This is a genomic window from Streptacidiphilus pinicola (genome assembly GCF_003258295.1).
Classification (GTDB): domain Bacteria; phylum Actinomycetota; class Actinomycetes; order Streptomycetales; family Streptomycetaceae; genus Streptacidiphilus; species Streptacidiphilus pinicola.
Genome location: NZ_QKYN01000026.1, coordinates 15,483 through 41,409, shown reverse-complemented (window position 1 = coordinate 41,409; position 25,927 = coordinate 15,483). Strand labels below are relative to the sequence as shown.

Below are 25,927 nucleotides of genomic sequence, written 5' to 3'. Positions count from 1 at the left end.
CTCCTTGACGTGACCTGACCCGCCGGCTCCGCCGGCGCGCCCCCGATTACCGGTGGGTAGGGGCGTGTGTGGGGGAATTCTCGCCCCCGCCCGGCCGCAGGACAATGGCCGCGGCGGCCGACGGCCTGTCCAGAGGACAAGCGTCACACCGACCGCCGCGCCCGGCACCCGCTACCGACCTGCACCGCCTCCCGCTAGGGAACGACCGCGACCGGGGCGTCGACGGCGTTGCGGTCGATCATCGCGCTCTGGCCGCCGTGGTTCTCGACGGCGTTGCCGACGTACTGGTGCACCCGCCGGTGCCCCGCCCACTGGCTCTGGCTGAGGGCCTTGTAACCGTCGGTGGAGGCGCGGTGGTCCCAGCGCGCGTACCAGACCACGTCGGGCATGGTGCCGGGCGGCGGCGCGGCCCGGCCGGTCGCGGCCAGCGAGGCGAGGTCGGCCACGCCGGAGTCGGCGGAGCTGTAGAAGCCGGAGAGGTAGCCGGCCTGGTGCACGGCCCGGGACCAGGCGGCGGTGTAGCGCAGCACGGCGAGGCTGCACCTGCCGCGGTCGCGCGAGTACGCCTCCATGTCCAGGTAGACGGGGCTGCCGGCGCCCAGGCCCAGCCCCCGCGCGGCGCGGACCGCATCCTGCCCGTCGGACTGGCCCTGGCCGAAGGCGTTGGCCGAGTTGATCCGGCCGGTGCGGGCGTGGGCGTCGGTCACGCAGGGCGCCTGGGCCCCGACGTAGAGGGGAAGCATCCGCCAGCCCATGCCGGCCGCCGCGCGCACGTAGCCGCGGGTGAGCAACGGCTGGGAACAGGCCCGGTTGCCGCCGCCGATGTAGAGGCCGAGCGCGCCGTAGGGCGAGCTGCGGCGCCAGGCGCGCAGCAGCGCGGGGCTCGGGGCGGAGCAGGTGTCGAAGGCCCGCCCGGTGAAGACCTGTGGCAGACCGCGCCGGGTCGTCGCGGCGGCCTCGGTCGGGCAGACCAGCGCCGGTACGAACACCAGCGCCAGCATCGTGCAGAGCAGAGAGCGCAGCGGGGTGCGCGTACGCGGAGAGCGACGAGGACGCAGAGGGGTTCGTTGAGTGGTCACATTCGATCGTTAGCTGAATGCCCGTTATCTGACGATATGCCACGCCAGAGTAAGGTTCTTGCTGCTGTTACACCCCTGATGCCGCCTCCCCCGGACGGGGGCGCTCAGCCCAGCTGCTTCCGCTGGGCGACCCAGGTCTGCTTGGCCCGGTAGCCCAGCCGTTCGTACAGCCCGACCGCCCCCGTCGGGGAGTCCGCGTCCACGCCCAGGGAGGACCGGTCGTATCCGGCGGCCGCCCCCTCCCGCAGCACGTGGGCGAGCAGCGCGGAGGCGATGCCCCGCCTGCGGCCGGCGCGGGCCGTGCCGACGAGGGCGACGTAGAGGTCGCGTCCCGCCTCGGAGGAGGACTCCTCACACATCACGATGGCCAGCGGCTCGCCGCTCACCCTGTCGTAGGCGAGGTGGCTGCTCCCGGCCCGGAACGACGCGCCGCCGGTGAAGTGCGCCCACCCCTGCGGGGTCTGCGGCGCCATGTCGTAGTGGTCGCGGAACGCGTCGTTGCGCACCGTCAGGGCGTCCGCCGCGCGCTCCTCGGTGAACACGCGGAACTCGACGCCGTCCGGGACGGGCAAGGGCGGCAGCGCGGCCACGGTCGCCGCGAGGTCGTCGACGACCATGCTGCGGTACCACCGCGCCTGCTCGTAGCCGAGCCGGGCGAAGAGCTGCTCGGAGGCGGTCGAGCCGACGCAGCACCCGTCCACCAGCGCCAGCGGCGCGCCCGGGAACCGCTCCTCGTGCAGCGGGCGCGCGGCCTGCTCGGCCCAGGTCAGCAGGCGGAGGCCGACACCTCGGCCGCGGTACTCCGGGTCGACCCCGCCCAGCTGCCAGAACTCGTGCCCCGGATCGGCGGCGGTGCGCGCCTTCATCCAGTGGTACCCGACCATGCGCTCGCCGTCCCAGGCGGCGAGGCTGCCCCGGGCCATGTCCACGTAGGGATCGTCGAAACGGTCCAGCAGGTCGGCCTCGGTGGAGTGCTCGTCGTCCTGCTCGACCACCTCGATCGCGTCCAGCAGCAGCTTCCACGCGGCGACGTGGCCGCGCTCGATGGGGCGCCAGCTGAGCCCGCTCGGCTCCGTCGCTCGGTCGGCAGTCATGCCACCGAGTCTGCGCGCGGCGTCACGGCGGGAGCAAAGGATTTAGCCGTCCGCCGTCAGCACCAGGCCCGAGGTCGGCACGCCCGTCCCCGCGGTGACCAGCACCGCGGACGCGTCCGCGACCTGGTTGACGCTGCTGCCGCGCAGTTGGCGCACGCCCTCGGCGATGCCGTTCATCCCGTGCAGGTACGCCTCGCCGAGCTGGCCGCCGTGGGTGTTGACCGGGAGCCGGCCACCCAGCTCCAAGCCGCCGTCGGCGGCGAAGTCCGCCGCCTCGCCGCGGGCGCAGAAGCCGAACTCCTCCAACTGCATCAGTACGAACGGCGTGAAGTGGTCGTACAGCACCGCCGTGTCGATGTCCTGCGGCCCCAGGCCGCTGCTGCCCCACAGCTGCCGGGCGACGACGCCGAGCTCCGGCAGCCCGGTGAGGTCGTCGCGGTAGAAGCTGGTCATCGCCTCCTGTGCCCGCCCGGCGCCCTGTGCGGCAGCCGCGATGACGGCGGGCGCGTGCCGCAGCTCGCGGGCGCGCTCGACGGAGGTGACGACGACGGCCTGGCCGCCGTCGGTCTCCTGACAGCAGTCGAGCAGGCGCAGCGGCTCGACGATCCAGCGGGAGGCGGCGTGCTCGGCCAGGGTGATCGGCCGCTGGTAGAAGTAGGCGGCCGGGTTGGCGGCGGCGTGCCGGCGGTCGGCGACGGCGACATGACCGAGGACGTCCGGGCTGAGGCGGTAGGTGTGCAGGTAGCGGGCGGCGTGCAGGGCCACCCAGGAGGCCGGGGTGAGCAGCCCCGGCGGCATCGTCCACCCCATCGCGACACCCTCGGCGGACGGCTGCCGCGACTGGAGCCCGGAGCCGAAGCGGTGGCCGGAGCGTTCGTTGAACGCCCGGTAGCAGACCACGACCTCCGCCACACCGGTCGCGACGGCCATGGCCGCCTGCTGGACGGTCGCGCACGCGGCGCCGCCGCCGTAGTGGATGCGGCTGAAGAAGGACAACTCGCCGATGCCCGCCGCCTGCGCGACGGTGATCTCGGGGTTGCTGTCCATGGTGAAGGTGACCAGCCCGTCCACGTCCGCGGGCGTCAGCCCGGCGTCGTCGAGCGCGGCGTGGACGGCCTCGACGGCGAGCTTCAGCTCGCTGCGGCCGGAGTCCTTGGAGAACTCGGTGGCCCCGATCCCGACGACGGCGGCGCGGCCGCCGAGCGTGTCGGCGCGGTGCAGGCTCATGTGGTGGCCCTCCCGACCTTCCTGGTCACGTTCACGGTCACCGTCACCGTCCCGCTGACATGGACCCCGAGCCGGTTCGTGCCCCGGACGGCGAGCACCAGCCGTCCGTCCTCGCCCCGTTCGGTGACCTCGCCGCTGAACTGCAGCTCGTCCCCCGGGTAGGCGGGCACCCCGAGCCGGATGGCGATCGACTCGATCCGGGCGTCGGGGCCGGTCCAGTCGGTGACGTAGCGGCCGACGAGGCCGTTGGTGGTCAGGATGTTCATGAAGATGTCCGGCGCGCCCTTGGCCCGCGCCAACTCCGCGTCGTGGTGCACGTCCTGGTAGTCGCGGGAGGCGATGGCGCCGGAGACGATCAGCGTCCGGGTGAGCGGCACGCGCAGCGGCGGCAGCCGGTCCGGTCCGGCCAGGTGGAAGACGGGCAGCTCCAACTCCTCGTCGTAGCGCTGGAACCCGAGCCGCACCGGCGTGCCGATGGCGATGTCCTCGGGCGCTGCTCCGACCACGTTCGCCACGACCCGAACGTCCTCAGCGAGTTCGACGAGCGCGACGGTGTAGGGCTTGGTGCCGAAGGCCGGTGGGAGCGGGTGGTGGACGACGACCTTGGAGTACACCTCGCCCGCGCCGCTCGCCGCCTCGGCGTGCCAGCGGTCGCTGCCGCAGGCGTTGCAGCCGGGCAGCCAGGGGAAGCGGGCGGTTCCACAGGCGTCGCAACGCTGGAAGCGCAGTTCGCCTGCGGCGACGCCCTCCCAGTAGCCGGCGTTGTCGCGGTTGACCACGGGCCTGGGCCGTCGCGGCTTCGCGTCCACACCCTGTGGACGCTCGGCCCGCTCGGCGGGCCGGAACTTCAGGATCCGGAAGCGGTGGGTCCCGACCGGGGTCGCCTCCCCCGGCTTCTCGCCGGCCGCCTCGTCATAGGCGCGGACGTCCATCCGGGTGGTGATGAAGTAGCCCGTGCCCAGCGCGGTCCGCTTCTCCGCCGAGACGCTCTCGATGTCGGACTCGAAGAGGACCCGCTCGCCGATCCGCAACGGCCTGGCGTACTGCTGCTCGCAGTCCGTCGCCACCACGGAGGCGAACCCCGCAGTCTCCAACTCCCGCATCAGTGCGTTGAAGTGACCGCGGCGGCCGGAGGAGCCCATGGTCCACGCCTGCAGCATCGCCGGGGGCGCGAACGCCTCCGCTCCGGCCGCCGTGTAGGCGGGGTTGGCGTCGCCCATCGCCTCGCACCAGTGCCGGATCATGGGCGCGTTGACGAGATCCGGTCCGACGCCGGCGACGGTCGAGGGAAGTCCCTGGTATGCCTCCAGATTCACAGATCTGACAGTGCGTCAGATTCACGCGCACTGTCAAGGCTGCTGCTGCCGGAGAGCCCGGAGACCCTGGAGACGCGGCGACGGCCCCGAGGGGGACACCCGGGGCCGTCGCCGTACGCACACGCCGGGGAGCGTTACCCCCCGAAGTCGATCCGCACGTTGCTGTTGGACTGGTTGCTGAAGATCGGGCCGTTGTTGCCCTTCACGGCGAAGGTGTTGTTCTGGTTCGCCGCGCCCGACCCGTTGGCCGTCTGCTGCGTCCAGTTCGCGTTGCCGTCCACCCAACCGGACAGGTTGCCCGTCCCGTTGTCGGAGACGGAGGTGGTGGTCGTGCTGCTGGTCGAACCCCCACCCGCGATCGCCCCGTTGTCGGCGGACGCCACCCCTGCTCCGAGCAGCAGCGCGGCGGCGGTGAGCGGGACGGCGACAAGAGCGGTACGGATACGGGACATGCGGTCCTCCTGGCTGGCTCTGCGGTACTGCGGACTGCGACGTCGCACCCTCAGAATTCCTCAATGAATCGACAAAGCTCCAGACTTTTCGGCCCAGTTCGCCCTTTGGTGTGGATCGCGCACGGAGCGTGCATGAAGACCCCTCCGGCGGCGCAGCGCCCGCGTGTCGCCGTGGATTACGTGGGCTCCGAGGATTCCGAGGATTCCGTGGAAATTCGCTTGCCCCGGCCGCGGTGCACGGGTGCACTGTGCCGGGCGCCCGAGCCGTGGCGCCGCGATCCAGGGGAGGCAGAGCCCGCCATGCAGATCCGCTCCACCGCCACCGCCGAGGACCGCGACGTCTTCGTCAGCACCGTCGACGTCGCGTTCGGACACTTCTCCGCGACGCCCGACGAGAACGGCGGCGGGGTCTGGTGGGCGGCCCTGGAACCCGACCGGTGCCTGCTGGCGTTCGACGCGGACGGACGCCCGGTCGGCACCACCGGCTCGTACGCCTTCGAGCTCACCCTGCCCGGCGAGCTCACCGCCCCGGCGGCCGGCATCACCGCCGTCGGCGTCGTGCCCACTCACCGGCGCCGCGGCGTGCTCACGGCGATGATGCGGCATCAGCTGGGGGAACTGCGCGCCCGAGGCGAGTTCCTCTCGGTGCTGCTGGCCACCTCGGCGGAGATCTACGGACGCTTCGGCTACGGCCCGGCCACCCACACCCAGCGACTGACGGTGCCGCGCCACCGGGCCGCGTTCGCCGCGCCACGTGCGGGCGGCGCGGACAGCGGGGGGACCGGGAGCGGCAGCACGGACCGCGGCTCCGTCGAGGTGCTGCGGCGTGCCGAGTGCGGCGACGTCCTGGAGGCGGTCTACGACCGGTACCGCCGGACCCAGCCCGGCGCGCTCTCCCGTCCCCCGCGCTGGTGGGCCCTCGGCGCGGGCCAGCCCCCGGTGGCCCAAGCCCCGCGCTACATCGCCCTCCACCGCGACGCCGCCGGGGTCCCGGACGGCTACGCCAGCTACGCCCGGAACGGCTCGGAACTGACGGTCGACGAGATCGTCGCCGTCGACGACACCGTGTACACGGCCCTGGCCGGTTTCGCACTCGGCCACGACCTGGTCACCGAGGTCCTGATCAAGCATTTCCCGCCGGAGCACCCGCTGCGCTGGCGGCTCGCGGACTTCAACGCCGGGCAGATCGGCAACCACACCGACTGGCTCTGGGTGCGCCTGCTCGACGTCCCCCGCGCGCTGACGGCCCGCGCCTGGTCCACCGACGGCGAGCTCGTCCTCGACGTCACCGACCCGTTCCTCGGGGAGCACGACCGCTACCTGCTCACCGTCCGCGACGGCAAGGCCGACTGCGCGCCGACCACCCGCGCGCCCGACCTCTCGCTCGACGTCCGCGACCTCGGCTCCCTCTACCTCGGCGGCACCACCCCGTCCACCCTCGTCCGCGCCGGCCACGTCCGCGCCCACCACGCCGAGGCGGCGGCCCTGGCCGACGCCTTCTTCCGCACCGACCGCATCCCGCACTGCCTGCACTGGTTCTGATCCGCCACAGGCGGAACCGGACGCCAGAAGGGCGGGTCCCCACCCGGGGCCCGCCCTCCACTGTGCCGACGTCGACGCCGCGTCAGATCCCGGGGGTGGTCTGCACCGCGGCGAGGTGGGTCAGCGACGCGACCGGGAGGATGTCGGTCACGGTGTCGGCCAGGGAGCCGGCGGTGCCGAGGACGTCGCCGACACGCACGGAGGCGCCGTAGCCCTGGACGCTGGCCGCGGCGCTGGCGATGCCGCCGGAGATGAAGTCCAGCTCGCCGTCCGAAATCTCGGCGGTGGCGATCTGCGAGTCGGCGTTGGTACGCATGGTGTGGCCTTTCTTCAACTGCTGCGAGGAGTGGCGGAGACGGGTGTGAACCGCGTTCCGCACTCTCTACGCAGCCCGGGGGGTGCCGGGTTACAGTGACGCCGGTCACACGCATGGCCCGCCCGGGCGTCAGCGAACGTAGACCTCGTCGAGGCGGGTCACCAGGCCCGATGCGTCCCGTCGGACCGCGAAGAGCTGATCGGGATGACCGGTCAGCTCCGTGACCAGTTCCTGGAGCGAGCTCAGCCGTGAGTCGGAGCCGCTGCTGAGGGGGGCCGTCGTGGTCACCACGACGTCGGGCGCCGTCGCCAACGCCTGCTGCGGGCCACTGGGCACCGGCCGCCCGTGGACACAGGACACCGGGATGGCCGACAGCATCGAGTCCGTCCCTGTCCTCAGCGCACCGGCGGCGCCCAGCGCGTGCAGCAGGACCAGGCTTTCGCCCTTCACGGGCACCGCGCACGCGGCGTCGCCGATCGGTGCCGGCGGCACCGGTCGCGAGGACGGCGAGGCCGCGGTTGCGGTCGGACTCCCGGAGGGTCGCGCGGAGGCACGCGCCCCGGGCGCACGGCTCACCCCGGAAGCCGGCACGGTGGGTGCGCCGGATGTACGGGGCGCGACCGGGAGGGCGCTCTGCGCGGGCGTGGTGGGCCCACCGTCGGTGGAGTGGTGACCGGTGAGCGCGAAGGCGGTGACGCCCACGAGCAGCCCAGCGGCGGCAGCCGAGGGCACGACCGCCAACCCGATGCGCCGACGCCGGTGCCCGGCCCGGGCACGCAGCTCGGCCCCGCTCAACGCGGGTGTGCCGCCGGCGCTGTCCGCGAGGCGGCGCAACGCCAGGCGCAGCCCGTCGTCGCCGGGCACGGAGGCGTCGTCGTGGTGCTGGTCGCTGCCCATCATGCCTTCAGGTCCGTGAGATCCCCGGTCAGGTGCCGGGCGAGTGAGGCGCGGGCCCGAGCGAGACGGACCTTAACGGTACCGACCGGCGCACCGGTCTGTTCGGCGACCTCGGCAACGGGCAGGTCGCAGAGGTAGTGCAGGACAACCACTCGGCGCTGCTCCTCGGGAATCTTGCGCAGTGCCGCCACCAGCGCGGCGTGCTCCGGGTCCGGTCCCGCCGCCTCGCTCGGCGTGCCGTGGCGGACCAGCGCCGACAGATAACTCCGCGCGCGCCGCCACCGGCTGACGGCGAGTCGCCACGCCACCGTCCTGACCCACGCCTCCGGCGCCCCGGACGCGGACAGCTCCTCCCGCCGCCGCCAGGCACGCACGTACGCCTCCTGGACCACGTCCTGAGCCTCGGCCAGATCCCCGGTCATCACGTACAGCTGACCGACCAGCCGCGACCAGCTCCCGGCGTAGAACTCGTCGAACTCCTCGGGCGACAAGCGCTCCCGCTCCCTGCTTCGGCCGCTCCGGCACTACGCGATGCATCCGTCCGCGGATGGGCATCGCCCGGGACATCATCTGATCACGTGCCCGGCGTCGTTCAGTTCCACGACGGTGAAGCTTCCGGGGAGATCAAGGGCTGGTTCGGTGATTCACCTGATCCACGGGGGCCAGGCAAACGAACCGGGCCCGGCGGATTTCTGGCATGGCGTAGTTCGATACCGAGGCGCAGACACCGTTGGCGATCGATGACCCTGGCCGAGCGCACGCAAACGTGGGGCAACAGACTCACGGATCATCGATGACAAAGCGGCCCCCGACCGTTGTTGCTGGTCGGGGGCCGTTCTACTGCGGAGTCTGTGGGATTTGAACCCACGGTGGCGGTGAAGCCACGACGGTTTTCAAGACCGTTCCCTTAGGCCGCTCGGGCAAGACTCCCTGGGTGGACGGGGTGATCGTATGCGATCACGTCCACGCCAGGGATCTTCTCACGAGTTGGGGCGGGCGTGGTGGTGATTACTGGTTGTCACCGCTGCGGGAGCCAAGCGTGAGGGTGGTGGTGTGGGTCTGGCCGTTGCGGGTGAAGGTGACGGAGATCTTGTCGCCCGGGTGGTGGGCCCAGATCTCGCTGACCAGGGTCGGGCCGGAGTCGATGATGACGCCGTCGAGCGCGGTGATGACGTCGCCCGGCTTCAGGCCGGCCTTGTCGGCCGGGCCGCCCGGGGTGACCGGCGGGGTGCCCTGGACGGAGGTGCTGTTGATGCGCGCGCCGTCACCGGTGAAGCTGTCGTCGCGAAGGATGCCGATGATCGGGTAGACCGGGACGCCGGTCTTGATCAGCTGCTCGGCCACCCAGTGCGCCTGGTTGATCGGGATGGCGAAGCCGAGCCCGATGCTGCCGGACTGGCCGCCGCCCGTGGACTGGCCGGAGGACTGGATCGCCGAGTCGATGCCGATGACCTGGCCCTCCCCGTTCATCAGCGGGCCGCCCGAGTTGCCCGGGTTGATGGAGGCGTCCGTCTGCAGGGCGTTCATGTAGGACGTCTGCGCGCCGGTCTGGTCGCCGGAGGCGACCGGGCGGTTCTTGGCGCTGACGATGCCCGAGGTGACCGTGCCGGAGAGCCCGAAGGGCGCGCCGATGGCGATCGTGGTGTCGCCGACCTGGACCGCGTCCGAGTCGCCCAGCGGGAGCGGGACCAGCTGCTCCTTCGGGGTGGTGTCGAGCTTGATCACCGCGACGTCGTAACCCTGGGCGCGCCCGACGACGGAGGCGCCGTAGCTGGACCCGTCGGCGAACTTCACCGTCAGCTTGCCACCGCCCAGTGAGGGCGCGACGACGTGGTTGTTGGTCAGGATGTGGCCCTGGGTGTCGAAGACGAACCCGGTGCCGGTGCCGGACTCCGAGGAGCCGCTCGCCTCGATGGTGACGACGCTGGGCAGCGCCTTCGCCGCGATCGCGGCGATCGAGCCGGGCGCACGGCTGAGCGCCTTCGGGTCGGTGGAGCTGGAGACGGTGGTGCTGGCGTCGGCGCCACCGGAGTTGCGGCTCTCGAGCCAGGCGCCGAGCCCGCCACCGAGGCCGCCCGCGAGGATCGCGGTCGCGGCGAGCACGGAGATGAACGCGCCACGACGGCTGCCCTTGGGCTTCTCGTACGGCGTACCCGCGCCGTACACGCCGTAGGGGGCCGAGCCGCCGTACGGCGGCTGGCCGCCGAACGCACCGCCGCCGAACGTGCCGCCGCCGTTGGCGGTCGGCGGGGTCGGGGGGACCGGCGGCACCTGTGGGGCGCCGTACGGCTGGGCGGGCGCCTGCGGCGCCGCGACCGTGGGCGGCTCGGTGGGCAGCTGCGCCGTCGGGGCCTCGGCGTGCGAGGGCTGCGCGGGCGTCGCGGCGTAGGCCGGCGTGGCGGGAGCAGCAGCGGGAGGCGCCGGGGGCTGGAACGGCGGGACGGGAGGCTCGGGCAGCTGCTGCGTCGGCGCGCTGTCGCTCACCGGCGCCACCGGCGCCGCGTCGGCCGGGGCGGCGGGAGCCGCGGGCGCGGCCGACGTGGGTGCCGGGTAGCCGGCCAGCTCGGGGTCGGCCGGGGGCTCGACAGGGCTGCTCGTGGGCGTCTGCTCCGCCGGACGATCCGTGCTGTCCGCCGGAACCGCAGCGGGGGCAGGGGACTGCGTCCCCTCGGGCGCGCCCTCGTGCTCGGTGCTCACGAACGACCTCCTTGTTGAGGGACCAACGTCCCTAGCATTCCGCACAGGTTGTCGGGGCATCGTAAGTCCCAGCCGTGGGCACGGCACCCGATTCGGACCCGCTCCGACGTCCAAGCTGCGGCGATGGTCTTGGCCGAACCGGAATGACGGCTTACCATGCCGTCGAACACACGCATCATATGCGCGGGAGCTCGGACCTCACTCCGGGCTGAGAGGGCAGCAAGCCGCACACGCGGCAGGGCAGCCGACCGCCTGAACCTGACCGGGTAATGCCGGCGTAGGGAGCTCTGTAGACGGCCATGTCCGCGACCTTGAACGACGCCACCGAGGCGTCCACCGACACACGCGCCGAGGCACCGCTCGTCCTCGACACCAGACCCCCGCGCACCCTGGGCTTCCGGGACCAGGCGGCGTTCTGGGCCAACCTCGGCGTCAGCCTGATCGGGTTCTCCAGCGCCGCGACGGTGATGGTGAACGCCGAGGGCAAGAACCTGGCGCTGGCCGCCTCGATCACCGCGATCGTGGTCGGCACCGTCGTCGGCACGCTGATGCTCGCCCTCGCCGCGCTGATCGGCGCACGGACCGGCGCGCCCGCGATGGCGGTGCTGCGCGGCCTCTTCGGCACGCGGCTCTCCTACCTCCCGACCGTGCTGAACATCCTCCAGTGCATCGGCTGGGGCGTCTACGAGCTGATCGTGATCACACAGGGCGCGCAGGCGCTGTACGGCGGCATCCCGCGCTGGGTCTACGTCGTGCTGGCCGGGCTGCTGACCACCACGATGACCATCTGGCCGCTCGGCTCGATCGCGGCGCTGCGCCGCTACGTGGCGATCGCGGTCGGCGTCTCGATGCTGTACTTCACCGTGCAGCTGGCCCGGCACGGCGTGACCAACCCCGGCGGCGGCAACTGGAACGGCTTCCTGCAGGCCACGGACTACGTCGTCGCGGTCTCCATCTCCTTCGTGCCGCTGGCCGCCGACTACACGCGCCACTCGCGCAGCGGCAAGGGCTCCTTCTGGGGCACCTTCACCGGCTACACGGTGGCGCAGGTCTGGTGCTACGTCGTCGGCGCCATCGCGCTGACCCAGGTGGGCGGCGACCCCAACAAGATCTTCTCCACCTTCACCGGGCTGACCGCCGGCTGGCTCTTCTTCCTGGTGCTGGTGCTGCGTGAGGCCGACCAGTCCTTCGCGAACGTGTACTCGACCGCGATGTCGATCCACAACCTGTTCCCGCGGGTGGACCGGCGCCTGCTGACCCTCGGCATCGGCGCGGTCGTGACGGCGGCCGCGCTCTCGATCGACGGCTTCACCAACACCTACTACGCGTTCCTGGGCCTGATCGGCGCCTTCTTCGTGCCGCTGCTCGCGGTGCTGGCGGTCGACTTCTTCCTCGGCGCCGGCAAGGACGGCTGGGACATGAGCGCGGATGCGCCGACCCGCTGGCTGATGCTGCTGCCGTGGGCGCTGGGCTTCGTGCTGTACGAGCTGATCAACCCGGCGACGCTGCCCTACGGCTGGTGGACCGGCTTCTGGGCCGACGCGCAGAAGTACACCCACATCCACCCCACCTCGTGGACCTCGGCCTCGGTCTTCTCCTTCCTCATCGCGGGCGGGGTGACGCTCGCGCTCACGCCGCTGCTGCGCAGGCGCGGCGCGCAGGCGGACGCACAGGCAAGCGCGCAGGCGGACGCGTAGGCCTCCGGGGACGAGGGGCGGCGAGGGCCGGACGGCGGGTCCGGACGGCGCGGAGGCCCGTTCATCCGGAAGACACGCACGCCGCCTAAGGTGGGTGACGTGCACAGCCAGCCCAACCCCCGCACCCTCGTCCCGAACCGCGCGCAGACGCGGGTCATCGCGCACCGCGGTGCCTCCGGGACCTTCGCCGAACACACCCTCGCCGCCTACCAGCTGGCGCTGGAGCAGGGCGCGGACGGGCTCGAGTGCGACGTCCGGCTGACCGCCGACGGCCATCTCGTGTGCGTCCACGACCGCACCGTCAACCGGACCTCGAACGGCCGCGGCGTCGTCTCCACCCTGGAGCTGGCCCAGCTGTCCGAGCTGGACTTCGGCGGCTGGAAGGCGAACGGCTCGGACGCGCCGGAGGAGGCCGACTGGGCCTCGCCGGAGCACACCAGGGTGCTGACGCTGGAGCGCCTGCTCGAACTGCACGCCGACGCCGGCCGCCGCGTCGAGCTGGCCATCGAGACCAAGCACCCCACCCGCTACGCGGGCCTGGTCGAGAAGCGCCTGCTGGAGCTGCTGCGCCGGTTCGACCTGCTGCCGAACCGGGCTGACGGCCCCTCACCGGTGCGCGTGATGAGCTTCTCTCAGCTGTCGCTGAAGCGGATCCGGCAGATGGCTCCCGAGCTGCCCACGGTCTTCCTGATGGAGCGCGTCCTGCCGTGGCTGCGGGACGGCGCCCTCCCGTACGGCGCCCGGATCGCCGGCCCCGGCATCGACCTGATCCGCGCCAACCCCGGCTACGTCGCGGCGCTGCACCGTGCCGGCCACCGGGTCCACGTGTGGACGGTGGACACGCCGGAGGACGTCGAGCTCTGCCTGCGGTTGGGCGTCGACACGATCATCACCAACCACCCGCGGCGGGTGCTGGACCAGCTCGGACGATAGTCGGAGCGAGTGATGGGGTTCATTCCGGCCAGTGGCCCGATCGGCTTGTCCGGAATGGCTGGAAATTCCTCTGGATCGTGGCCGGATCGCGATTACGGAACGTATTCCGAATGCGCAGCGTAGCCCGTTCGTCACGCGCCGTGAAATGCGCTCCTCGCGCCCGTCGCGAGCTCCTGGAAAGCCCGCAGGGTTGCCTTGTTTTCCGTTTTCGACTTGCCCGCACCGGGCATTCACACCCTGGCGCAAGACGAAGGAGGAGGTCCGGGGGTGGCCGTGGTGGTGGCGCATGAGGTGCCGACTTCTTCCTTGACCATGGCTGTACCTCATGGTCCGGAGAGTGTGCGTGCCGCGCGACGAAGGCTGCGGGAGGACCTCGGTGAACACCTGGTCCCGGAGCCCGTGATAGACGACGCGGTGCTGATCCTGTCGGAACTGCTGAGCAACGCCTGTCGGCACGCGCGCCCGCTGGAGCGGGAGCGGGTCGTCGCACAGGAGGGTGAAGAAGTCCTGGTGGGCTGGGAGTTGCACAGCGACGGTCTGCTGACGGTCGAAGTGACGGACGGTGGCGGCCCGACGCGGCCGAGACGCGGCAACCCGTCGCTGACGTCGAAGGGCGGCCGCGGGCTGGGCATCGTCGGCCAACTGGCCTCCGAGTGGGGCGTCCGCGACGACTCGCCGGGCGAGGTCACCGTCTGGGCGGTCCTCCGCATCCGCGCCCGCCACGCCCGCCGGGAGGAACCGCCGGCTGCGGCAGCGAGCTAGGAGCGAGCCGTACCCGCACACCTCTAGGCTCTCCCGAAGGGAACTCCGTTCCCGTCCAGGTTCCGTTCCATCGGGAGTACGCACCATGGCCAAGAAGAAGGCCCCCCTCCGGTCCGCCGCCGTCGTGAGCGACGGGCCGGTGCCCGTCGTCGGCGCGCGGGAAGCATGTCCGTGCGGGTCCGGGCGTCGTTACAAGGCGTGCCACGGGCGGGAGGCCGCCCACGCGGTCGCGGAGCTGGTGCAGCGGCCGTTCGAGGGACTGCCGGGCGAGGGCGACTGGGTCGCCCTGCGCGAGCTGGTGCCCGCCGCGACCGCGTCGCTGACGGTGAAGCCGGAGACGCTGGCCGAGGCCGAGGGTGACGTCCCGTCGGTCACGCTGGCCACGGTGCTCCCGATGGCCTGGCCGGCCATGCGCCGCCAGGACGGCGCCGTGCTGCTGGGGCTGCAGACGCAGACCTCCTCCGGCGACCTGAGCCGGGACCTCGCGGACGCGCTGGTCCAGGCGCTGGCCACCGCGCCGGGCAACCCGGTGCCGCCGCGCCGGCCCGCGCCCGGTGGACCGCGCCTGCAGGAGCTGCTGGATCTCGACGCCGCGTTCGAGCCGGACGTGCACACCGGTTTCGAGTTCTGGCTGGAGGACGCGGCGAACGCGACCGGTGAGGTCGCCGCCTCGCTGGAGCAGGCCAACGCCGCGATCATCCCGACCGCCAAGCTGGACTCGGTGTCGCAGGCCTACTGGTGCGCCGCGCCGGACCGCAACCACCTGCGCTGGGTGATGCCGCACGAGGAGGAGCACCTGCTGGACGCGCTCGCGCGGCTCGCCGCGGCCGGTGAGGCGTCCCTCGGGGAGGGCACCAAGCTGGTCGGCTCGTTCCGGGCGCACGGTCTGGTCGTGCCGGTGTGGGACCTGCCGCAGTCGGTCACCGCCGCGGACGTGGAGAAGCCCGCCGCGGAATTCGCGGAGCGACTCGCCGCCGCGCTGGCCGTCACCGAGCCGCTGACCCCGGAACAGCGCAAGGCGCGCGCCTCCCTCACCAGCCGCCAGGTGACGCTGAGCTGAATTGCTCTCACTTTCGGCATTCGGCGCACCGCATAGCCAGTGATCTCGGTCACATTGGGGCGCTGGAGTCGATAATTCCGCACAAACTGACGCCCTCAGGGAATTTGCTTGGGAGCCAGAGTTTGTTACGGTTTGAACAGCCCGGTCGCTGGTGCATCCCCCGTCGCCAGCGGCCGGGCCTTTGTCTTGTTACGGGTTGAACAACCCATCAGGGCGCGAGAGTTGCTCCATCCGGCGCAGCCACGCTGGCCGCGACCAGCGCCTCCACCAGATCACCCACCACAGGCAGCCACGGCGTCCGGCGCGTGGACGCCGGCCGGCGGACCCAGCGCAGCGCGCCCGTCGAGGTGCGCGAGGGCGGCAGCACGACGTAACCGCCGGGGCCGTGGTAACGCAGGCTGGTGGGCACCCAGTCCTGGGTCTCCAGGAGCTCGGCGAGCTCGGGGAACGAGTAGGGCGCGACGAGCAGCACGTAACGCGTCGGCGTCGTGATCACCGGGCCGGTCGGGACGCGGAGCGCGTCGAAGTAGTCCAGCACCCGCGCGCCCGCCTCGGCGGGCAGGCTGAGCGCGCAGACGTGGGTGCCCGTCGCGACGATGACCGGCGCCTGCGGACGGCGCGACCACCACCAGCGGATCATGCGGGCGTCCGTGGTCGCCGCGAGCAGCTTGGGGTCGTGCGGATGGACCCCGGGAATCACGCATTCGGGCCGAGGGCAGCGGCACGCGCCCTCCGCGTCCAGGCCGACGCCGGGCAGCACCGGCCAACCCCACCCCTGAGAAGCGATCCTGGCCGCGCCGAGCAGTCGCGCCCGGGAGCGGAGCCGACTCACCTTGCTGACGAGTGTTGATACCCCGCGCATGAGCACTCGTTCCTTTCCGTGACGGTCAAGGATCGGTACGTGACCTCGCGCAACGAGAAGCGCACCACGTCCGCCGCACCAGTGCTGCCGGTGGACCAGGGGCGCGGGGTGGCGTTGACGTCCGCCTACGGACCGAACTGCGGACCCGGACGACGCCGCCCTACCCGGTTCTCTACCCATCGACGGCACACGCGAGCACGTTCTGGGACGAGACTGACGCATCGTCCGGAATGACGCACGGTGAGCGGCGATGGTTCCTCCGTTCGGGGTATTCGCGCAGCGGTGTGCGAACGGCTCTGCTAGGGGAGTGACGCGGGGGTGTCCGGAGGCGGCGGGAACCGTACCATCCGGGCATGGTCCCCGATTCCGCATCGGCCCACGAGGCTGACCCCGCATCAGTTCCCCTGCCCGAAACCGAAGACGCCGCCGTCGTCGTGATCCAGGCCCACAACGACGCGGGCCGGATCGCGCTGACGGTGCTGGCCGCGCGCGCCCTCCCGGAGGTGCGGAAGGTGCTGGTGCTGGAGTCCGGCTCGACCGACTCCACCCGGCGGGTGGCCGCCGACAGTGGCGCGGTCCTGCTGCACGACGCCTCGCAGCTGGCCGGCTACGCCCCGCTGCCGCTGCTCTTCGTCGACGCGGGCCGGCAGCAGCGGATGGCGGAGGCGCTGGCCCTGCTCAGGCCGGTGACGGCGGGAACCGCCGACGCAGCGGTCGCGGTGGGCCCGGCGACGGAGCGTGGCGACGCGGCGGGGCGGCTGGCCCGGCGCGGCCTGGCCCGCGCCGGCCTGGTCCTTCCGGGTGCCCTGACGGGTGAGTGCTGCCTCAGCAGCACCGCCTGGTCGCTCAGCTGGCCGCCGGCCGCGGGCGCGGGCGCACTGCCGGGCGTCGTGGCGGATCTGCTCCGCGCCGGGCGCGCGGTCGTGCCGATCGCACTCGAAGCACCGCGCCCACTGCCGCGTCATGGCTTGAAAGGCCGCCGACAAGTGGCCAAAGCCCTGCGTGAGCGGCGGGGACAACCGGCGGTCACCCGGAACTCGCTCGGATAAACGATCATTCGCACCGATGTTTTTCGGCCAAATATTCGGGCAAAGACACCAACCACCTGGCAGCGGCCAGTTCTGGACATCACCCGATCGGTGTGTGTAGAAGAGACTCATTAATTGCCGTATGGCATGACATGGGGGTGCATAGTGATTCAATTCAGACAATCTACTAAGAATCCAGCATCACTCTTCGTAGTTTTTGCAGGTGCGGACCATGGCTGAGCCGCAGACCACCACTCCGCCCACGGCCCTGGGCGTCCCCGCGCCCACCAGCCCTGCTGAAACGATCAGCGGCGAGCAGCTCTGCGCCCTGCGCGAGCGCTCCGCCGACCCCCTGGCTGATTTGACCACCCTCTACGACCTCAGCGACCGGCTCGGCAGCGCGCCCGACCTGGCCGCGGCGCTGGCCGGAGTGCTCGCCGACGGCGCCGCGCTGGTCGGCGCGCGCCGCGGCATGCTGCTGCTGACGCACCCCTGCACCACCCTCGGCCTCGGCCTCGACCACTCCGACCTCGGCGCGCTGGAGACCGTCCCCGCCGCACAGGTGCTGCGCCCCACCGCGGGCGAGCCCACCGGTGACCGCTTCCAGGAGGTCGCCGTCCAGCTCGGCATCGCCGCGTCCTACTCCCTGCCGCTGGACGACCTCGGCTCGGTCGTCTGGTTCTACGACACCCCCACCCAGCCGAGCGAGCGCGAACAGCGCCTGGCCGGGCTCTACTGCGCCTCCGCGGCGCGCCAGCTGCGCAGGGAGGTCGAACGCGACCGCCTGCGCCGCACCGCGGACGCGCTGCGCCGCGGCCTGCTGCCGGGCGCGCTCCCGCGCGCCCCCGGCATGGCGCTCGCCGCGCGCTGCGTCCCCGCGGGCCTGGACGGCGCGGGCGGCTGCGACTGGTACGACGCGATCTCGCTGCCGGAGGGCGCCCTCGCCCTCAGCGTCGGCAGCGTCACCGGCGGCGGCCCCGACTCGGCGGCCGCGATGGGCCGGCTGCGGGCGGCGCTGCGCGCGTACGCGGTGCTGGAGGGCGAGGACCCGGTCGCCGTGCTCGGCGATCTGGAGCTGCTGCTCAAGAGCACGGAGGCCGCCCGGACGGCCACCGCGCTGTACGCGTACGTCGAGCCCGCCGCGCGCCGGCTCTCGCTGGCCGGGGCCGGCCAGTGCCCGCCGCTGCTGGTCACCTCGTTCGGCGCCTCCTTCGTGGAGACGTCGCTGAGCGCGCCGCTGGGCATGTTGAGCTGCTGGGAAGCGCCGGGCGTGGAGTTGCGCGCGGACCGCGGCGACGTGCTGCTGCTCTACACCGACGGCCTCGCCCGCCGCTCCGGCAGCTCCCTCCACTCCGGCCAGGCCCGCCTCCGCGCCGCCGCCTCGGACGCCCCCCGCGACGTCCGTCACGACCCGGAACGTTTCTGCGACTACCTCCTGGAGTCGTGCGTCGGCACGGCCCGGCCGGAGCCGGGCGAGGACGACATCGTGCTGCTGGCGGCACGTTTCGAGTAGCCGGTCACCCTCAGGGGCGCGCAGTTCCTCGCGCCCCGAGGGAGTGCGACAACCTGCAGGGGGCGTCTCCGAAAGTTACCCAACGACTGTTATGAACAGGCCCTCGCGCCGTACTCTTGTACGGACCGCGTGCCCAGGAGACCCCTGACATACGAGCGCGTGTCCACGTATCACGAGGAGGCGACAGAGCGTGACCGAGGAGAACCTCGCGCCCGAGGAGACCGAAGAGGCCGCGCCGCAGGCGATCAAGCAGCGGAAGAACGGTCTGTACCCGGCGATCTCGGACGAGCTGACCGCCGTCATGAAGAGCGGTTGGGCCGACACCGAGCTGCGGGACCTCGTTCCCGCCGAGCAGTCCGCGTACGCGGCCAAGCGGCGGGCCGCGCTCTCCGCGCGGTTCCCGGGTGAGCGGCTGGTGATCCCCGCCGGAAACCTGAAGACCCGGTCGAACGACACGGAGTACAGCTTCCGCGCCGCGACGGAGTACGTGCACCTGACCGGCGACCAGACCGAGGACGCGGTCCTCGTGCTGGAGCCGCACGGCGACGCGCACGACGCGTACCTCTACCTGCTGCCGCGCTCGGACCGCGAGAACGGCGAGTTCTGGCTCAGCGGCCAGGGGGAGCTGTGGGTGGGCCGCCGGCACAGCCTGACCGAGGCGGAGACGCTGCTCGGGCTGCCCGCCAGGGACGTGCGCAACGCCGCGACCGAGCTGGCCGAGCGTGCCGAGGAGTTCCCGGCCGTCACCCGCGTGGTGCGCGGGCACGACGCGGTGATCGAGGCCGCGCTCGCCCCGCACACGACCAAGCACGGCGACGACGAGCTCAAGGTGTTCCTGAGCGAGCTGCGCCTGGTCAAGGACGAGTGGGAGATCGCGCAGCTGCAGGCCGCCTGCGACGCGACCACCAACGGTTTCAACGACGTCGTGCGCGAGCTCGCGCAGGCCGTGGCCACCTCGGAGCGGTGGATCGAGGGCACCTTCTTCCGGCGCGCCCGGGTCGAGGGCAACGACGTGGGCTACGGCTCCATCTGCGCCGCCGGTCCGCACGCGACGACGCTGCACTGGGTCCGCAACGACGGCCCGGTCCGCCCCGGCGAGCTGCTGCTGCTGGACGCGGGCGTGGAGACGACGACGCTCTACACCGCCGACGTCACCCGCACCCTGCCGATCAACGGCACCTTCGACGAGCTGCAGCGCAAGATCTACCAGGCCGTCTACGACGCCCAGGAGGCCGGCATCGCGGCCGTGAAGCCGGGCGCGCGCTACCGCGACTTCCACGAGGCCTCGCAGCAGGTGCTGGCCGAGCGGCTGGTCGAGTGGGGCCTGGTCGAGGGCCCGGTGGAGCGGGTGCTGGAGCTCGGGCTGCAGCGCCGCTGGACCCTGCACGGCACCGGCCACATGCTCGGCCTGGACGTCCACGACTGCGCGCAGGCGCGCGTCGAGGCCTACGTCGACTGCGTGCTGGAGCCGGGCATGGTCCTCACCGTCGAGCCCGGCCTGTACTTCCAGGCCGACGACCTGACCGTGCCGGAGGAGTACCGCGGCATCGGCGTCCGGATCGAGGACGACATCCTGGTCACCACGGACGGCAACCGGAACCTCTCGGCGGCGCTCCCCCGCACCGCCGACGAGGTCGAGAACTGGATGGCGGGCCTCACCGGCTGAGGCCCGCCCGGCGGGGTGGTCGCGCGGTTCAGCCGAGCCGCGCGGCCATCGCCTCGAGGACGTTCAGCGAGCCCTTGGTGACGTCGAGGTGCGCGTTGGTGCCCTCGATGTTGACGAACGAGATGGTGTTCCCCCGCTGGACGAAGAACTCCTGCGCGTCGGTGGGCAGGTCGGGGACGTTGCCCGGCCGCCCGGCGGCGTTCCGGATCTCCAGTCGGTAGGAGACACCCTGCTGGATCCACGCGGTGCGGTCGACGCGGGCGTGCACGGGCTTGTGGAGGTCGTAGTCCACAGCGCCGTGGTCGATGAGGCCGACGCAGTGCGCGTAGTCGGCCTCGATCCGGGTGAGGGCGGTCTTCGCCTTCGCGGCGCTGGAGAAGTGGAACAGGACCTGCGAGCCCTGCACGCCACGCGTCCTGGTGCCGAACTGCTCCACCGAGATGGAGCTGGTGCCCAGTTCGTGGGCGGGGCGCTTGTTGTATCCGCAGGTGAAGAGCCACTGGAACTCGCCGGTGGTGGTGTAGCGGGTCTTCGGCTCCGCCTGCCAGTGGAAGGAGCCCGCCTGCGGCATCTGCCGGCCGGTCAGCCACGGCGAGGTGTGGCCGGCCGCGTTCGCGGTGCCGGTGGCCCCGGCGGCCAGACCCAGCGCGACGGCGGTGACGGCGGCGAACTTGGCGGCGCGGGACGAACGCAGAGCGCGCATGACTGGACCCCCCAGGGTGATTCGGTGTGACGCGGTGTCGCGCCTCGCTGTGATCACTATTAGAGCGGACCGACCGTCACTGCTCTCCGTTCGAACCGTCTTGATCACGTAACAGCGGGATAAGCTCGCGCCATGGCCGTCGACCTCGTCCTGAGCAGGCAATCCACGTCCGCGCACACCGTGGCGGTGCTGGCGTTCGACGGCATGGCCCCGTTCGAACTCGGGGTGGTGGTCGAGGTGTTCGGCCTCTCCCGGCCCGAGCTGGGGGAGCTGCCCTGGTACGAGTTGAAGGTCTGCGCCGAGCAGCCGGGGCGCGATCTGCGCGCGGTGGGCGGGTTCAGCGTCAAGGCCGAGCACGGGCTCGACGTCCTGGCCGCCGCGGACACCGTCATCGTCCCTGGCGTGCCGCACGCGGGTGGGGAGGTCTCCCCGGCGCTGGTCGACGCGCTGCGCACCGCGCACGCACGCGGCGCGCGGCTGGTCTCCATCTGCTCGGGCGCGTTCGCGCTCGCCGCGGCGGGCGTGCTGACGGGCCGTCGGGCGACGACGCACTGGCGCTACGCCGAACTGCTGGCCGCGCGGTACCCGGCCGTGGAGGTCGACCCGGACGTCCTCTACGTCGACAACGGGGACGTGCTGACCAGCGCGGGCAGCGCCGCCGGCATCGACCTGTGCCTGTACCTGGTCCGCGCGGACCATGGCGCGCAGGTCGCCAACACCGTCGCCCGCAGGTTCGTCGTGCCGCCCCACCGGGAGGGCGGGCAGGCCCAGTTCATCGAGGCGGCCGTCGGTCCGCTGCGCGCGGAGGACGACGGGGTCGCGCAGAGCATGGCCTGGGCGCTGGAGCGGCTGGCCGAGCCGCTGACCGTGCCGGAGCTGGCCCGGGCCGCCCGCATGTCGGAGCGCTCCTACCTGCGCCACTTCACCCGCAGGAACGGCACCAGCCCGATGCGCTGGGTGACCGTGCAGCGCATCGCGGCGAGCCTGCCGCTGCTGGAGACCGGCGCCGCGCCGATCGACGAGGTGGCCGCAGCGGTCGGCTTCGACAGCGCGGCGACGTACCGCCACCACTTCACCCGCGCGATGCGCACCACCCCGACCGCGTACCGCCGGGCGTTCGGCCGCGCCGCGTAGGGGCTGGGGTTGTCCCCACCCCGGATCCGGGGAGTGGCCGGATGTCCGCGCGGGGCCGCCGTTGGGAGGGTGAAGGGACCAAGCACCCGCTCAGGCAAGGGGGATCCTTCCATGCGCAGCACCAGGCTCCGGACCCGACTTCTCGCGCTCGCTGCCGCGCTCGCGCTCGCCGGCGGCATGGCGACACCCGCCTTCGCGTCGGATACGGCGTCGGGGAGCGCGTCGGGGGCGGCCACCGCGCGGGCGGACCGGGGGGCCGTCGTGAGCGTCACGCCGCTGGCGCGGTTCAGCGCCGCCCAGGCGACGCAGTACGCGCGCGGCACGGGGCTGGACGTGCCCGCGGTCCGCGACGGCGTCGACGCGTACCGGGTCGTCTACCGGACCGTCACCCCGCAGGGGCGGCCGACCACGGCCAGCGGCGTGGTGGCGCTGCCCCGGGGAGCGAAGGGCCCGCTGCCGACGATGGAGTACACGCACGGCACCATGCCGTACCGCGGTGACGCACCGTCCGTCTCGGACGGAGCCGATCGCGCGGTGGCGGTGATGTTCGCGGGCGACGGCTTCGCCGGGGTCGCGCCGGACTACCTCGGGCTCGGCGTCGGTCCGGGCGCGCACCCGTACCTGGACGTGCGGTCCGAGACGACGGCCTCCGTCGACCTGCTGCGCGCCGCCCGCACCGTCGCCGCCCGGCACGGTGAGCGGCTGGACGGACGGCTGTTCACGACCGGGTTCTCACAGGGCGGCGCCGCGGCGATGGGCGTGGGCCGGGCTGTGCAGCGCGGGGACGCGCCCGGGTTCCGGCTCGCGGGGCTGGCCCCGGTCAGCGGCCCGTACGACCTGAGCGGCCAGGAGCTGCCGGCCGCCTTCGACGGACGACTGGCCGGCCCGACCGCGGCGTTCTACCTGACCTACGTGCTGACGTCGTGGAACCGGCTGCACCCGCTCTACGGCTCCCCCTCCGAGGCGTTCCGTGCCCCCTACGACCGTACGCTCGTGCCGCTCTTCGACGGCGCGCACACGGACGAGCAGATCGTCGCCGCCCTGGCGCCGAACCCGCAGGCGCTGCTGACGCCGCGGTTCGTCGCGAAGCTCCGACACCCGACCGGCGCGCTCGCCGCGATGCTGCGGTCCGGGGACGCGGTCTGCACCGACTGGACGCCGCGCGTCCCGGTCCGCCTCTACGCGGCCGACCGCGACACGGACGTCGCCTTCGGCAACGCCCTCTCCTGCGACCGCTCGCTGCGGGCGCACGGCGTCGACGCGCCGCTGGTCGACGTGGGGCACGTCGACCACAACACGTCCGCGCTGCGCTCCTACCCGCGGATCCTGCGCTGGTTACTGGCGCTGGCGGCGCGACGCTGACACCGGCCGGACGACGACGCGCGCCGACGCACGGCGGTCGGACCACCGTGCGTCGGCTCGTGCGTCAGTCCTGCGTCAGCTCGCCGCGGCCTCGCCGCGCGCCGAGTTGGCCAGGATCGCGTCGCGGAACCAGGCCGCCGCGCCGGGCGCGACCTTCTCGAAGGTCTCGGTGAAGCGCTGGTCGGTGATGTACATCTCGGCCATGCAGCGGTGGAACTGGAACGAGACGTCGTAGAACCGCCGGGTGATGTGCTGCCGGTGGTCCTCGGCAATCTGCATCGCCTGCTCGCTGTCGGGTGCGCCGCCGGCCGCGATCGCCTCGGCGATGCGGTCGTTGAGCGCGTCGCCCTCGGCCTTGATCTCGACCCAGTCCTCCTTGGAGTACTGCGCCGCGCGCTGCTGGGACTGCTTCCAGGCCTCGGTCTCGCCCCAGCGCTGCTCCGCCTCGTCCTGGTAGTCGACGTAGTCCTCGCCGAAAACCTCGAACTTCTCCTCGGGGGTCAGTTGGATCCCCATCTTCCTCGCCTCCAGTGCGTGTTCCACGGACGCGACCATCTCCTGGAGCCGGTCGATCCGCTCCAGCAGCAGGCTGCGCTGGCGGCGCAGGTGCTCGCTCGGGCTGACCTCGGAGTCGTCCAGGATGGCCGCGATGTCGTCGAGGGAGAAGCCGAGTTCCCGGTAGAAGAGGATCTGCTGGAGCCGGTCCAGGTCCGCGTCGTCGTAGCGGCGGTAGCCGGACGGCGTGCGGTCGCTGGGCGACAGCAGCTTGATCTCGTCGTAGTGGTGCAGGGTGCGCACGGTGATCTTGGCGAACCGCGCGACCTGACCGACCGAGTAACTCATGGGGCCCTTGTCCTCTCCCTCTCGTCACCCAGCCTGCGGCCTCACGTGACGTGAGGGTCAACCGCATTCTGCCGGGCGGCGGAGGCAGGGCTCAGGAGGCGGGGGCTGACCAGGCCCGAACGCTCAGGAGGCGTGGGCAAAGGGACGACCACGGCGATCGCCGTGGTCGCGGTAGGTGAGCGTCCGGTCGAAGCAGACGACCGCGCCGGAGCGCGGGTGATTGCGGAACTGGACGCTGTCGGAGAGCGCCCGGATCAGGAAGAGGCCGCGCCCGCTCTCGGCGCACACCTCCGGCGCGGTGGACGGCGCCGTCTTCGGCGCGCGCGGCGACGCCCCGGCCGAACGGACCGCCGGGGCCTTGGCACGGCGGCGGGCCGCGCCACGGCGCAGCCGGACCGCGAAGCCCGGACCGGAGTCGGTCACCTCGATGTGCAACCGGTCGCCGACGATCGCGGCGGTGACCTGGAAGCCGTCGTCGCCGCCCGCCTCACCCGGCTCCGCGTGCTCGACGGCGTTCGCGCAGGCCTCGCTCAGAGCCACGCCGACCTCGTAGGAGACGTCCGGGTCGACCCCGGCCGCCGCCATCGTTCCGAGCAGGATCCGCCGGGCCAACGGGACACTCGCCGGCTCACGCCGTAGGTGCAGAGACCACCAGATGTCCACGAAAGGCTCCTCCTGGCTGCGGCACCACATACCAGTAGGTATTGCCGACCCGCCCGGGAACGAACCACTCCGCTCGGATCTTGTCGCTCTCTTGGCGGAATACCGGAGCGCACGAGCGCATTGGGGGCGTGCGATTGCCCCGTCCCGCGCCCAGTTTCGGCCCCGCGAGCGTCCGTCCCGTCCCGCTCTGAGAGACTGACGGGCGTCATGGCCACCCCCGGCGCCTCCGGCGCGACCAGCTGGGACCTTCGCGTGTTGCGGGCGCTGCCCTTCGCGACGGTCTGTGTCCTGGTGTCCGCGCTCGGCCACGCCTGCGCGGGCGGTGGGCCGGTGCCACTGCCGACACTGCTCGTCGGCCTGCTGCTGGTGACGCTGCCGGCGGCCGCGCTGGCCGGGCGGGAACGCGGACTCGGCGCGATCGCGGGCGGGCTCGCCGTCGGCGAGCTCGGGCTGCACGTGCTGTTCCACCTGAGCGCCCACCAGGCGGGCGGCTCCATGGCCGGGATGCCCGGCATGGCCGCCGGCTCCTCGGACCCGATCGCGCGCCTCGCCGCCTCGCTGCTGTGCGGACCGCTGCCCGCGGACAAGACCGCCTGGCAGATCGTGAGCGACGCCGGGCTGGACCCGCACCTCTATCTCGCCTCGGCGCCGGCGCACCCTGCCGGCTCCACGGGCCTGTGGATGGTGCTCGGCCTGACGCCGGTCATGCTGGCCGGCCACCTGCTGGCCGCGCTCGTCGCCGGCTGGTGGCTGCGGCGCGGCGAGGCCGCCGTGTTCCGGCTGCTGACGCTGGCCGTCGCACCGCTGTGCACGCTGGTCCGCCGACTGGTCGGTCTGCTCGCGATAGTCGTCGCCACCGCCTCCGAGCCGACCGGGCCGCGCCGCGCGCGCCGCGCGGACGAACCCTGGCGGCTCCCCGGCGCCCTGCATCTTCGGCACCAACTGGTCCGGCGCGGCCCGCCGCGCGCTCTCCTGGTCTGACCGCTCCCGCCCTCGCGCGGTGCCCGGCAGACCCTCGCCTATCTGCCACGAGCCCCGCACCCGCGGGGTCCCTTCCCTGCCCTCCGCGCGTCGACGCCTC

Annotated in this window: 24 protein-coding genes and 1 tRNA gene; 11 read left to right on the top strand and 14 right to left on the bottom strand. The window is 72.5% G+C overall.

Annotated features, from left to right (window positions below; translation table 11 throughout):
• Nucleotides 1-194: 194 nt before the first annotated feature.
• From DN069_RS06185 to DN069_RS06165, 5 genes are all read right to left on the bottom strand, one after another.
• On the bottom strand, nucleotides 195-1,001 hold the full coding sequence (locus DN069_RS06185; RefSeq protein ID WP_111499817.1) for a glycoside hydrolase domain-containing protein: 807 nt from the start codon (nucleotides 999-1,001) through the stop codon (nucleotides 195-197).
• 182 nt (nucleotides 1,002-1,183) lie between these two features.
• Entirely contained in the window at nucleotides 1,184-2,173 is a 990-nt protein-coding gene (locus DN069_RS06180) for a GNAT family N-acetyltransferase (RefSeq protein ID WP_111499816.1), read from the bottom strand.
• A gap of 42 nt (nucleotides 2,174-2,215) precedes the next feature.
• Nucleotides 2,216-3,400 (bottom strand): lipid-transfer protein, encoded by a 1,185-nt coding sequence (locus DN069_RS06175; RefSeq protein ID WP_111499815.1) that lies wholly within the window; start codon nucleotides 3,398-3,400, stop codon nucleotides 2,216-2,218.
• Nucleotides 3,397-4,716 carry an OB-fold domain-containing protein gene (locus DN069_RS41345; RefSeq protein WP_341538445.1) on the bottom strand — a complete coding sequence of 440 codons (1,320 nt, stop codon included), beginning with the start codon at nucleotides 4,714-4,716 and terminating at the stop codon, nucleotides 3,397-3,399. Before DN069_RS41345 ends, DN069_RS06175 begins: the two co-directional genes overlap by 4 nt.
• A 134-nt stretch (nucleotides 4,717-4,850) precedes the next feature.
• On the bottom strand, nucleotides 4,851-5,168 hold the full coding sequence (locus DN069_RS06165; RefSeq protein ID WP_111499814.1) for a hypothetical protein: 318 nt from the start codon (nucleotides 5,166-5,168) through the stop codon (nucleotides 4,851-4,853).
• A 300-nt stretch (nucleotides 5,169-5,468) separates the two neighbouring features.
• Between DN069_RS06165 and DN069_RS06160 the strand changes: the two genes are divergently transcribed.
• Nucleotides 5,469-6,710: a GNAT family N-acetyltransferase gene (locus DN069_RS06160; protein ID WP_111499813.1), complete on the top strand. Its 1,242-nt coding sequence runs from the start codon at nucleotides 5,469-5,471 to the stop codon at nucleotides 6,708-6,710.
• Between the two features lie 82 nt (nucleotides 6,711-6,792).
• On the opposite strand, the gene DN069_RS06155 is transcribed toward DN069_RS06160, so the two are convergent.
• The 5 genes from DN069_RS06155 to DN069_RS06135 all read right to left on the bottom strand — a co-directional run bounded on the left by DN069_RS06155 (nucleotide 6,793) and on the right by DN069_RS06135 (nucleotide 10,620).
• Nucleotides 6,793-7,026, bottom strand: coding sequence for a hypothetical protein (locus DN069_RS06155; RefSeq protein ID WP_111499812.1), 234 nt, complete (start codon nucleotides 7,024-7,026; stop codon nucleotides 6,793-6,795).
• Nucleotides 7,027-7,155: 129 nt separating this feature from the next.
• Nucleotides 7,156-7,926: a hypothetical protein gene (locus DN069_RS06150; RefSeq protein WP_133259832.1), complete on the bottom strand. Its 771-nt coding sequence runs from the start codon at nucleotides 7,924-7,926 to the stop codon at nucleotides 7,156-7,158.
• Nucleotides 7,923-8,414 (bottom strand): SigE family RNA polymerase sigma factor, encoded by a 492-nt coding sequence (locus tag DN069_RS06145; RefSeq protein ID WP_111499810.1) that lies wholly within the window; start codon nucleotides 8,412-8,414, stop codon nucleotides 7,923-7,925. The genes DN069_RS06150 and DN069_RS06145 overlap by 4 nt, the downstream gene beginning before the upstream one ends.
• A gap of 352 nt (nucleotides 8,415-8,766) precedes the next feature.
• Nucleotides 8,767-8,853 (bottom strand) — tRNA-Ser (locus DN069_RS06140).
• A gap of 78 nt (nucleotides 8,854-8,931) precedes the next feature.
• Entirely contained in the window at nucleotides 8,932-10,620 is a 1,689-nt protein-coding gene (locus tag DN069_RS06135) for a S1C family serine protease (RefSeq protein WP_243638950.1), read from the bottom strand.
• A gap of 299 nt (nucleotides 10,621-10,919) precedes the next feature.
• On the opposite strand from DN069_RS06135, the gene DN069_RS06130 reads away from it, so the two are divergent.
• The 4 genes from DN069_RS06130 (at nucleotide 10,920) to DN069_RS06115 (ending at nucleotide 15,072) form a co-directional block, all read left to right on the top strand.
• Nucleotides 10,920-12,317, top strand: a complete 1,398-nt coding sequence (locus tag DN069_RS06130) for a purine-cytosine permease family protein (RefSeq protein WP_111499808.1) — start codon at nucleotides 10,920-10,922, stop codon at nucleotides 12,315-12,317.
• Between the two features lie 99 nt (nucleotides 12,318-12,416).
• Complete coding sequence (locus DN069_RS06125) at nucleotides 12,417-13,250, top strand: glycerophosphodiester phosphodiesterase (RefSeq protein ID WP_111499821.1); 834 nt, start codon at nucleotides 12,417-12,419, stop codon at nucleotides 13,248-13,250.
• Nucleotides 13,251-13,517: 267 nt separating this feature from the next.
• Complete coding sequence (locus DN069_RS06120; protein ID WP_243638949.1) at nucleotides 13,518-14,012, top strand: ATP-binding protein; 495 nt, start codon at nucleotides 13,518-13,520, stop codon at nucleotides 14,010-14,012.
• An 85-nt stretch (nucleotides 14,013-14,097) separates the two neighbouring features.
• The gene (locus tag DN069_RS06115) at nucleotides 14,098-15,072 is read left to right on the top strand and encodes a DUF5926 family protein (RefSeq protein ID WP_111499806.1); all 975 of its coding nucleotides are present in this window, start codon (nucleotides 14,098-14,100) and stop codon (nucleotides 15,070-15,072) included.
• Nucleotides 15,073-15,280: 208 nt separating this feature from the next.
• Here the strand turns inward: DN069_RS06115 and DN069_RS06110 are convergent, their stop codons facing one another.
• Nucleotides 15,281-15,934: a bifunctional DNA primase/polymerase gene (locus DN069_RS06110; RefSeq protein WP_111499805.1), complete on the bottom strand. Its 654-nt coding sequence runs from the start codon at nucleotides 15,932-15,934 to the stop codon at nucleotides 15,281-15,283.
• A gap of 353 nt (nucleotides 15,935-16,287) precedes the next feature.
• Here DN069_RS06110 and DN069_RS06105 point away from each other — a divergent pair, with 353 nt between their 5' ends.
• From DN069_RS06105 to DN069_RS06095, 3 genes are all read left to right on the top strand, one after another.
• A complete protein-coding gene (locus tag DN069_RS06105) occupies nucleotides 16,288-16,983 on the top strand; it encodes a glycosyltransferase family protein (RefSeq protein ID WP_133259831.1) in 696 nt (231 codons plus the stop codon).
• Between the two features lie 211 nt (nucleotides 16,984-17,194).
• Entirely contained in the window at nucleotides 17,195-18,475 is a 1,281-nt protein-coding gene (locus DN069_RS06100) for a PP2C family protein-serine/threonine phosphatase (protein ID WP_111499803.1), read from the top strand.
• Nucleotides 18,476-18,665: 190 nt separating this feature from the next.
• Nucleotides 18,666-20,141, top strand: coding sequence for an aminopeptidase P family protein (locus DN069_RS06095; protein WP_111499802.1), 1,476 nt, complete (start codon nucleotides 18,666-18,668; stop codon nucleotides 20,139-20,141).
• A 28-nt stretch (nucleotides 20,142-20,169) separates the two neighbouring features.
• Here the strand turns inward: DN069_RS06095 and DN069_RS06090 are convergent, their stop codons facing one another.
• Complete coding sequence (locus DN069_RS06090) at nucleotides 20,170-20,844, bottom strand: hypothetical protein (protein WP_111499801.1); 675 nt, start codon at nucleotides 20,842-20,844, stop codon at nucleotides 20,170-20,172.
• A 132-nt stretch (nucleotides 20,845-20,976) separates the two neighbouring features.
• Here DN069_RS06090 and DN069_RS06085 point away from each other — a divergent pair, with 132 nt between their 5' ends.
• Together DN069_RS06085 and DN069_RS06080 are read left to right on the top strand one after the other, a co-directional pair.
• Nucleotides 20,977-21,978, top strand: coding sequence for a helix-turn-helix domain-containing protein (locus DN069_RS06085; protein ID WP_111499800.1), 1,002 nt, complete (start codon nucleotides 20,977-20,979; stop codon nucleotides 21,976-21,978).
• A 111-nt stretch (nucleotides 21,979-22,089) separates the two neighbouring features.
• Nucleotides 22,090-23,340 carry an alpha/beta hydrolase family protein gene (locus tag DN069_RS06080; protein WP_111499799.1) on the top strand — a complete coding sequence of 417 codons (1,251 nt, stop codon included), beginning with the start codon at nucleotides 22,090-22,092 and terminating at the stop codon, nucleotides 23,338-23,340.
• Between the two features lie 75 nt (nucleotides 23,341-23,415).
• Here the strand turns inward: DN069_RS06080 and DN069_RS06075 are convergent, their stop codons facing one another.
• Nucleotides 23,416-24,183: a MerR family transcriptional regulator gene (locus tag DN069_RS06075; protein WP_111499798.1), complete on the bottom strand. Its 768-nt coding sequence runs from the start codon at nucleotides 24,181-24,183 to the stop codon at nucleotides 23,416-23,418.
• A gap of 123 nt (nucleotides 24,184-24,306) precedes the next feature.
• On the bottom strand, nucleotides 24,307-24,846 hold the full coding sequence (locus DN069_RS06070) for an ATP-binding protein (RefSeq protein WP_111499797.1): 540 nt from the start codon (nucleotides 24,844-24,846) through the stop codon (nucleotides 24,307-24,309).
• 207 nt (nucleotides 24,847-25,053) lie between these two features.
• Between DN069_RS06070 and DN069_RS06065 the strand changes: the two genes are divergently transcribed.
• Nucleotides 25,054-25,827, top strand: a complete 774-nt coding sequence (locus DN069_RS06065) for a hypothetical protein (RefSeq protein ID WP_111499796.1) — start codon at nucleotides 25,054-25,056, stop codon at nucleotides 25,825-25,827.
• Nucleotides 25,828-25,927 lie beyond the last annotated feature (100 nt).

Coding starts and splice junctions, on each gene's coding strand:
- DN069_RS06165 (WP_111499814.1), bottom strand. CDS start 5,168: ATGTCCCGTATCCGTACCGCTCTTGTCGCCGTCCCGCTCACCGCCGCC.
- DN069_RS06075 (WP_111499798.1), bottom strand. CDS start 24,183: ATGAGTTACTCGGTCGGTCAGGTCGCGCGGTTCGCCAAGATCACCGTG.
- DN069_RS06180 (WP_111499816.1), bottom strand. CDS start 2,173: ATGACTGCCGACCGAGCGACGGAGCCGAGCGGGCTCAGCTGGCGCCCC.
- DN069_RS06175 (WP_111499815.1), bottom strand. CDS start 3,400: ATGAGCCTGCACCGCGCCGACACGCTCGGCGGCCGCGCCGCCGTCGTC.
- DN069_RS06065 (WP_111499796.1), top strand. CDS start 25,054: ATGGCCACCCCCGGCGCCTCCGGCGCGACCAGCTGGGACCTTCGCGTG.
- DN069_RS06100 (WP_111499803.1), top strand. CDS start 17,195: ATGGCTGAGCCGCAGACCACCACTCCGCCCACGGCCCTGGGCGTCCCC.
- DN069_RS06160 (WP_111499813.1), top strand. CDS start 5,469: ATGCAGATCCGCTCCACCGCCACCGCCGAGGACCGCGACGTCTTCGTC.
- DN069_RS06085 (WP_111499800.1), top strand. CDS start 20,977: ATGGCCGTCGACCTCGTCCTGAGCAGGCAATCCACGTCCGCGCACACC.
- DN069_RS06110 (WP_111499805.1), bottom strand. CDS start 15,934: ATGCGCGGGGTATCAACACTCGTCAGCAAGGTGAGTCGGCTCCGCTCC.
- DN069_RS06155 (WP_111499812.1), bottom strand. CDS start 7,026: ATGCGTACCAACGCCGACTCGCAGATCGCCACCGCCGAGATTTCGGAC.
- DN069_RS06115 (WP_111499806.1), top strand. CDS start 14,098: ATGGCCAAGAAGAAGGCCCCCCTCCGGTCCGCCGCCGTCGTGAGCGAC.
- DN069_RS06185 (WP_111499817.1), bottom strand. CDS start 1,001: ATGCTGGCGCTGGTGTTCGTACCGGCGCTGGTCTGCCCGACCGAGGCC.
- DN069_RS06105 (WP_133259831.1), top strand. CDS start 16,288: ATGGTCCCCGATTCCGCATCGGCCCACGAGGCTGACCCCGCATCAGTT.
- DN069_RS06080 (WP_111499799.1), top strand. CDS start 22,090: ATGCGCAGCACCAGGCTCCGGACCCGACTTCTCGCGCTCGCTGCCGCG.
- DN069_RS06090 (WP_111499801.1), bottom strand. CDS start 20,844: ATGCGCGCTCTGCGTTCGTCCCGCGCCGCCAAGTTCGCCGCCGTCACC.
- DN069_RS06130 (WP_111499808.1), top strand. CDS start 10,920: ATGTCCGCGACCTTGAACGACGCCACCGAGGCGTCCACCGACACACGC.
- DN069_RS06150 (WP_133259832.1), bottom strand. CDS start 7,926: ATGATGGGCAGCGACCAGCACCACGACGACGCCTCCGTGCCCGGCGAC.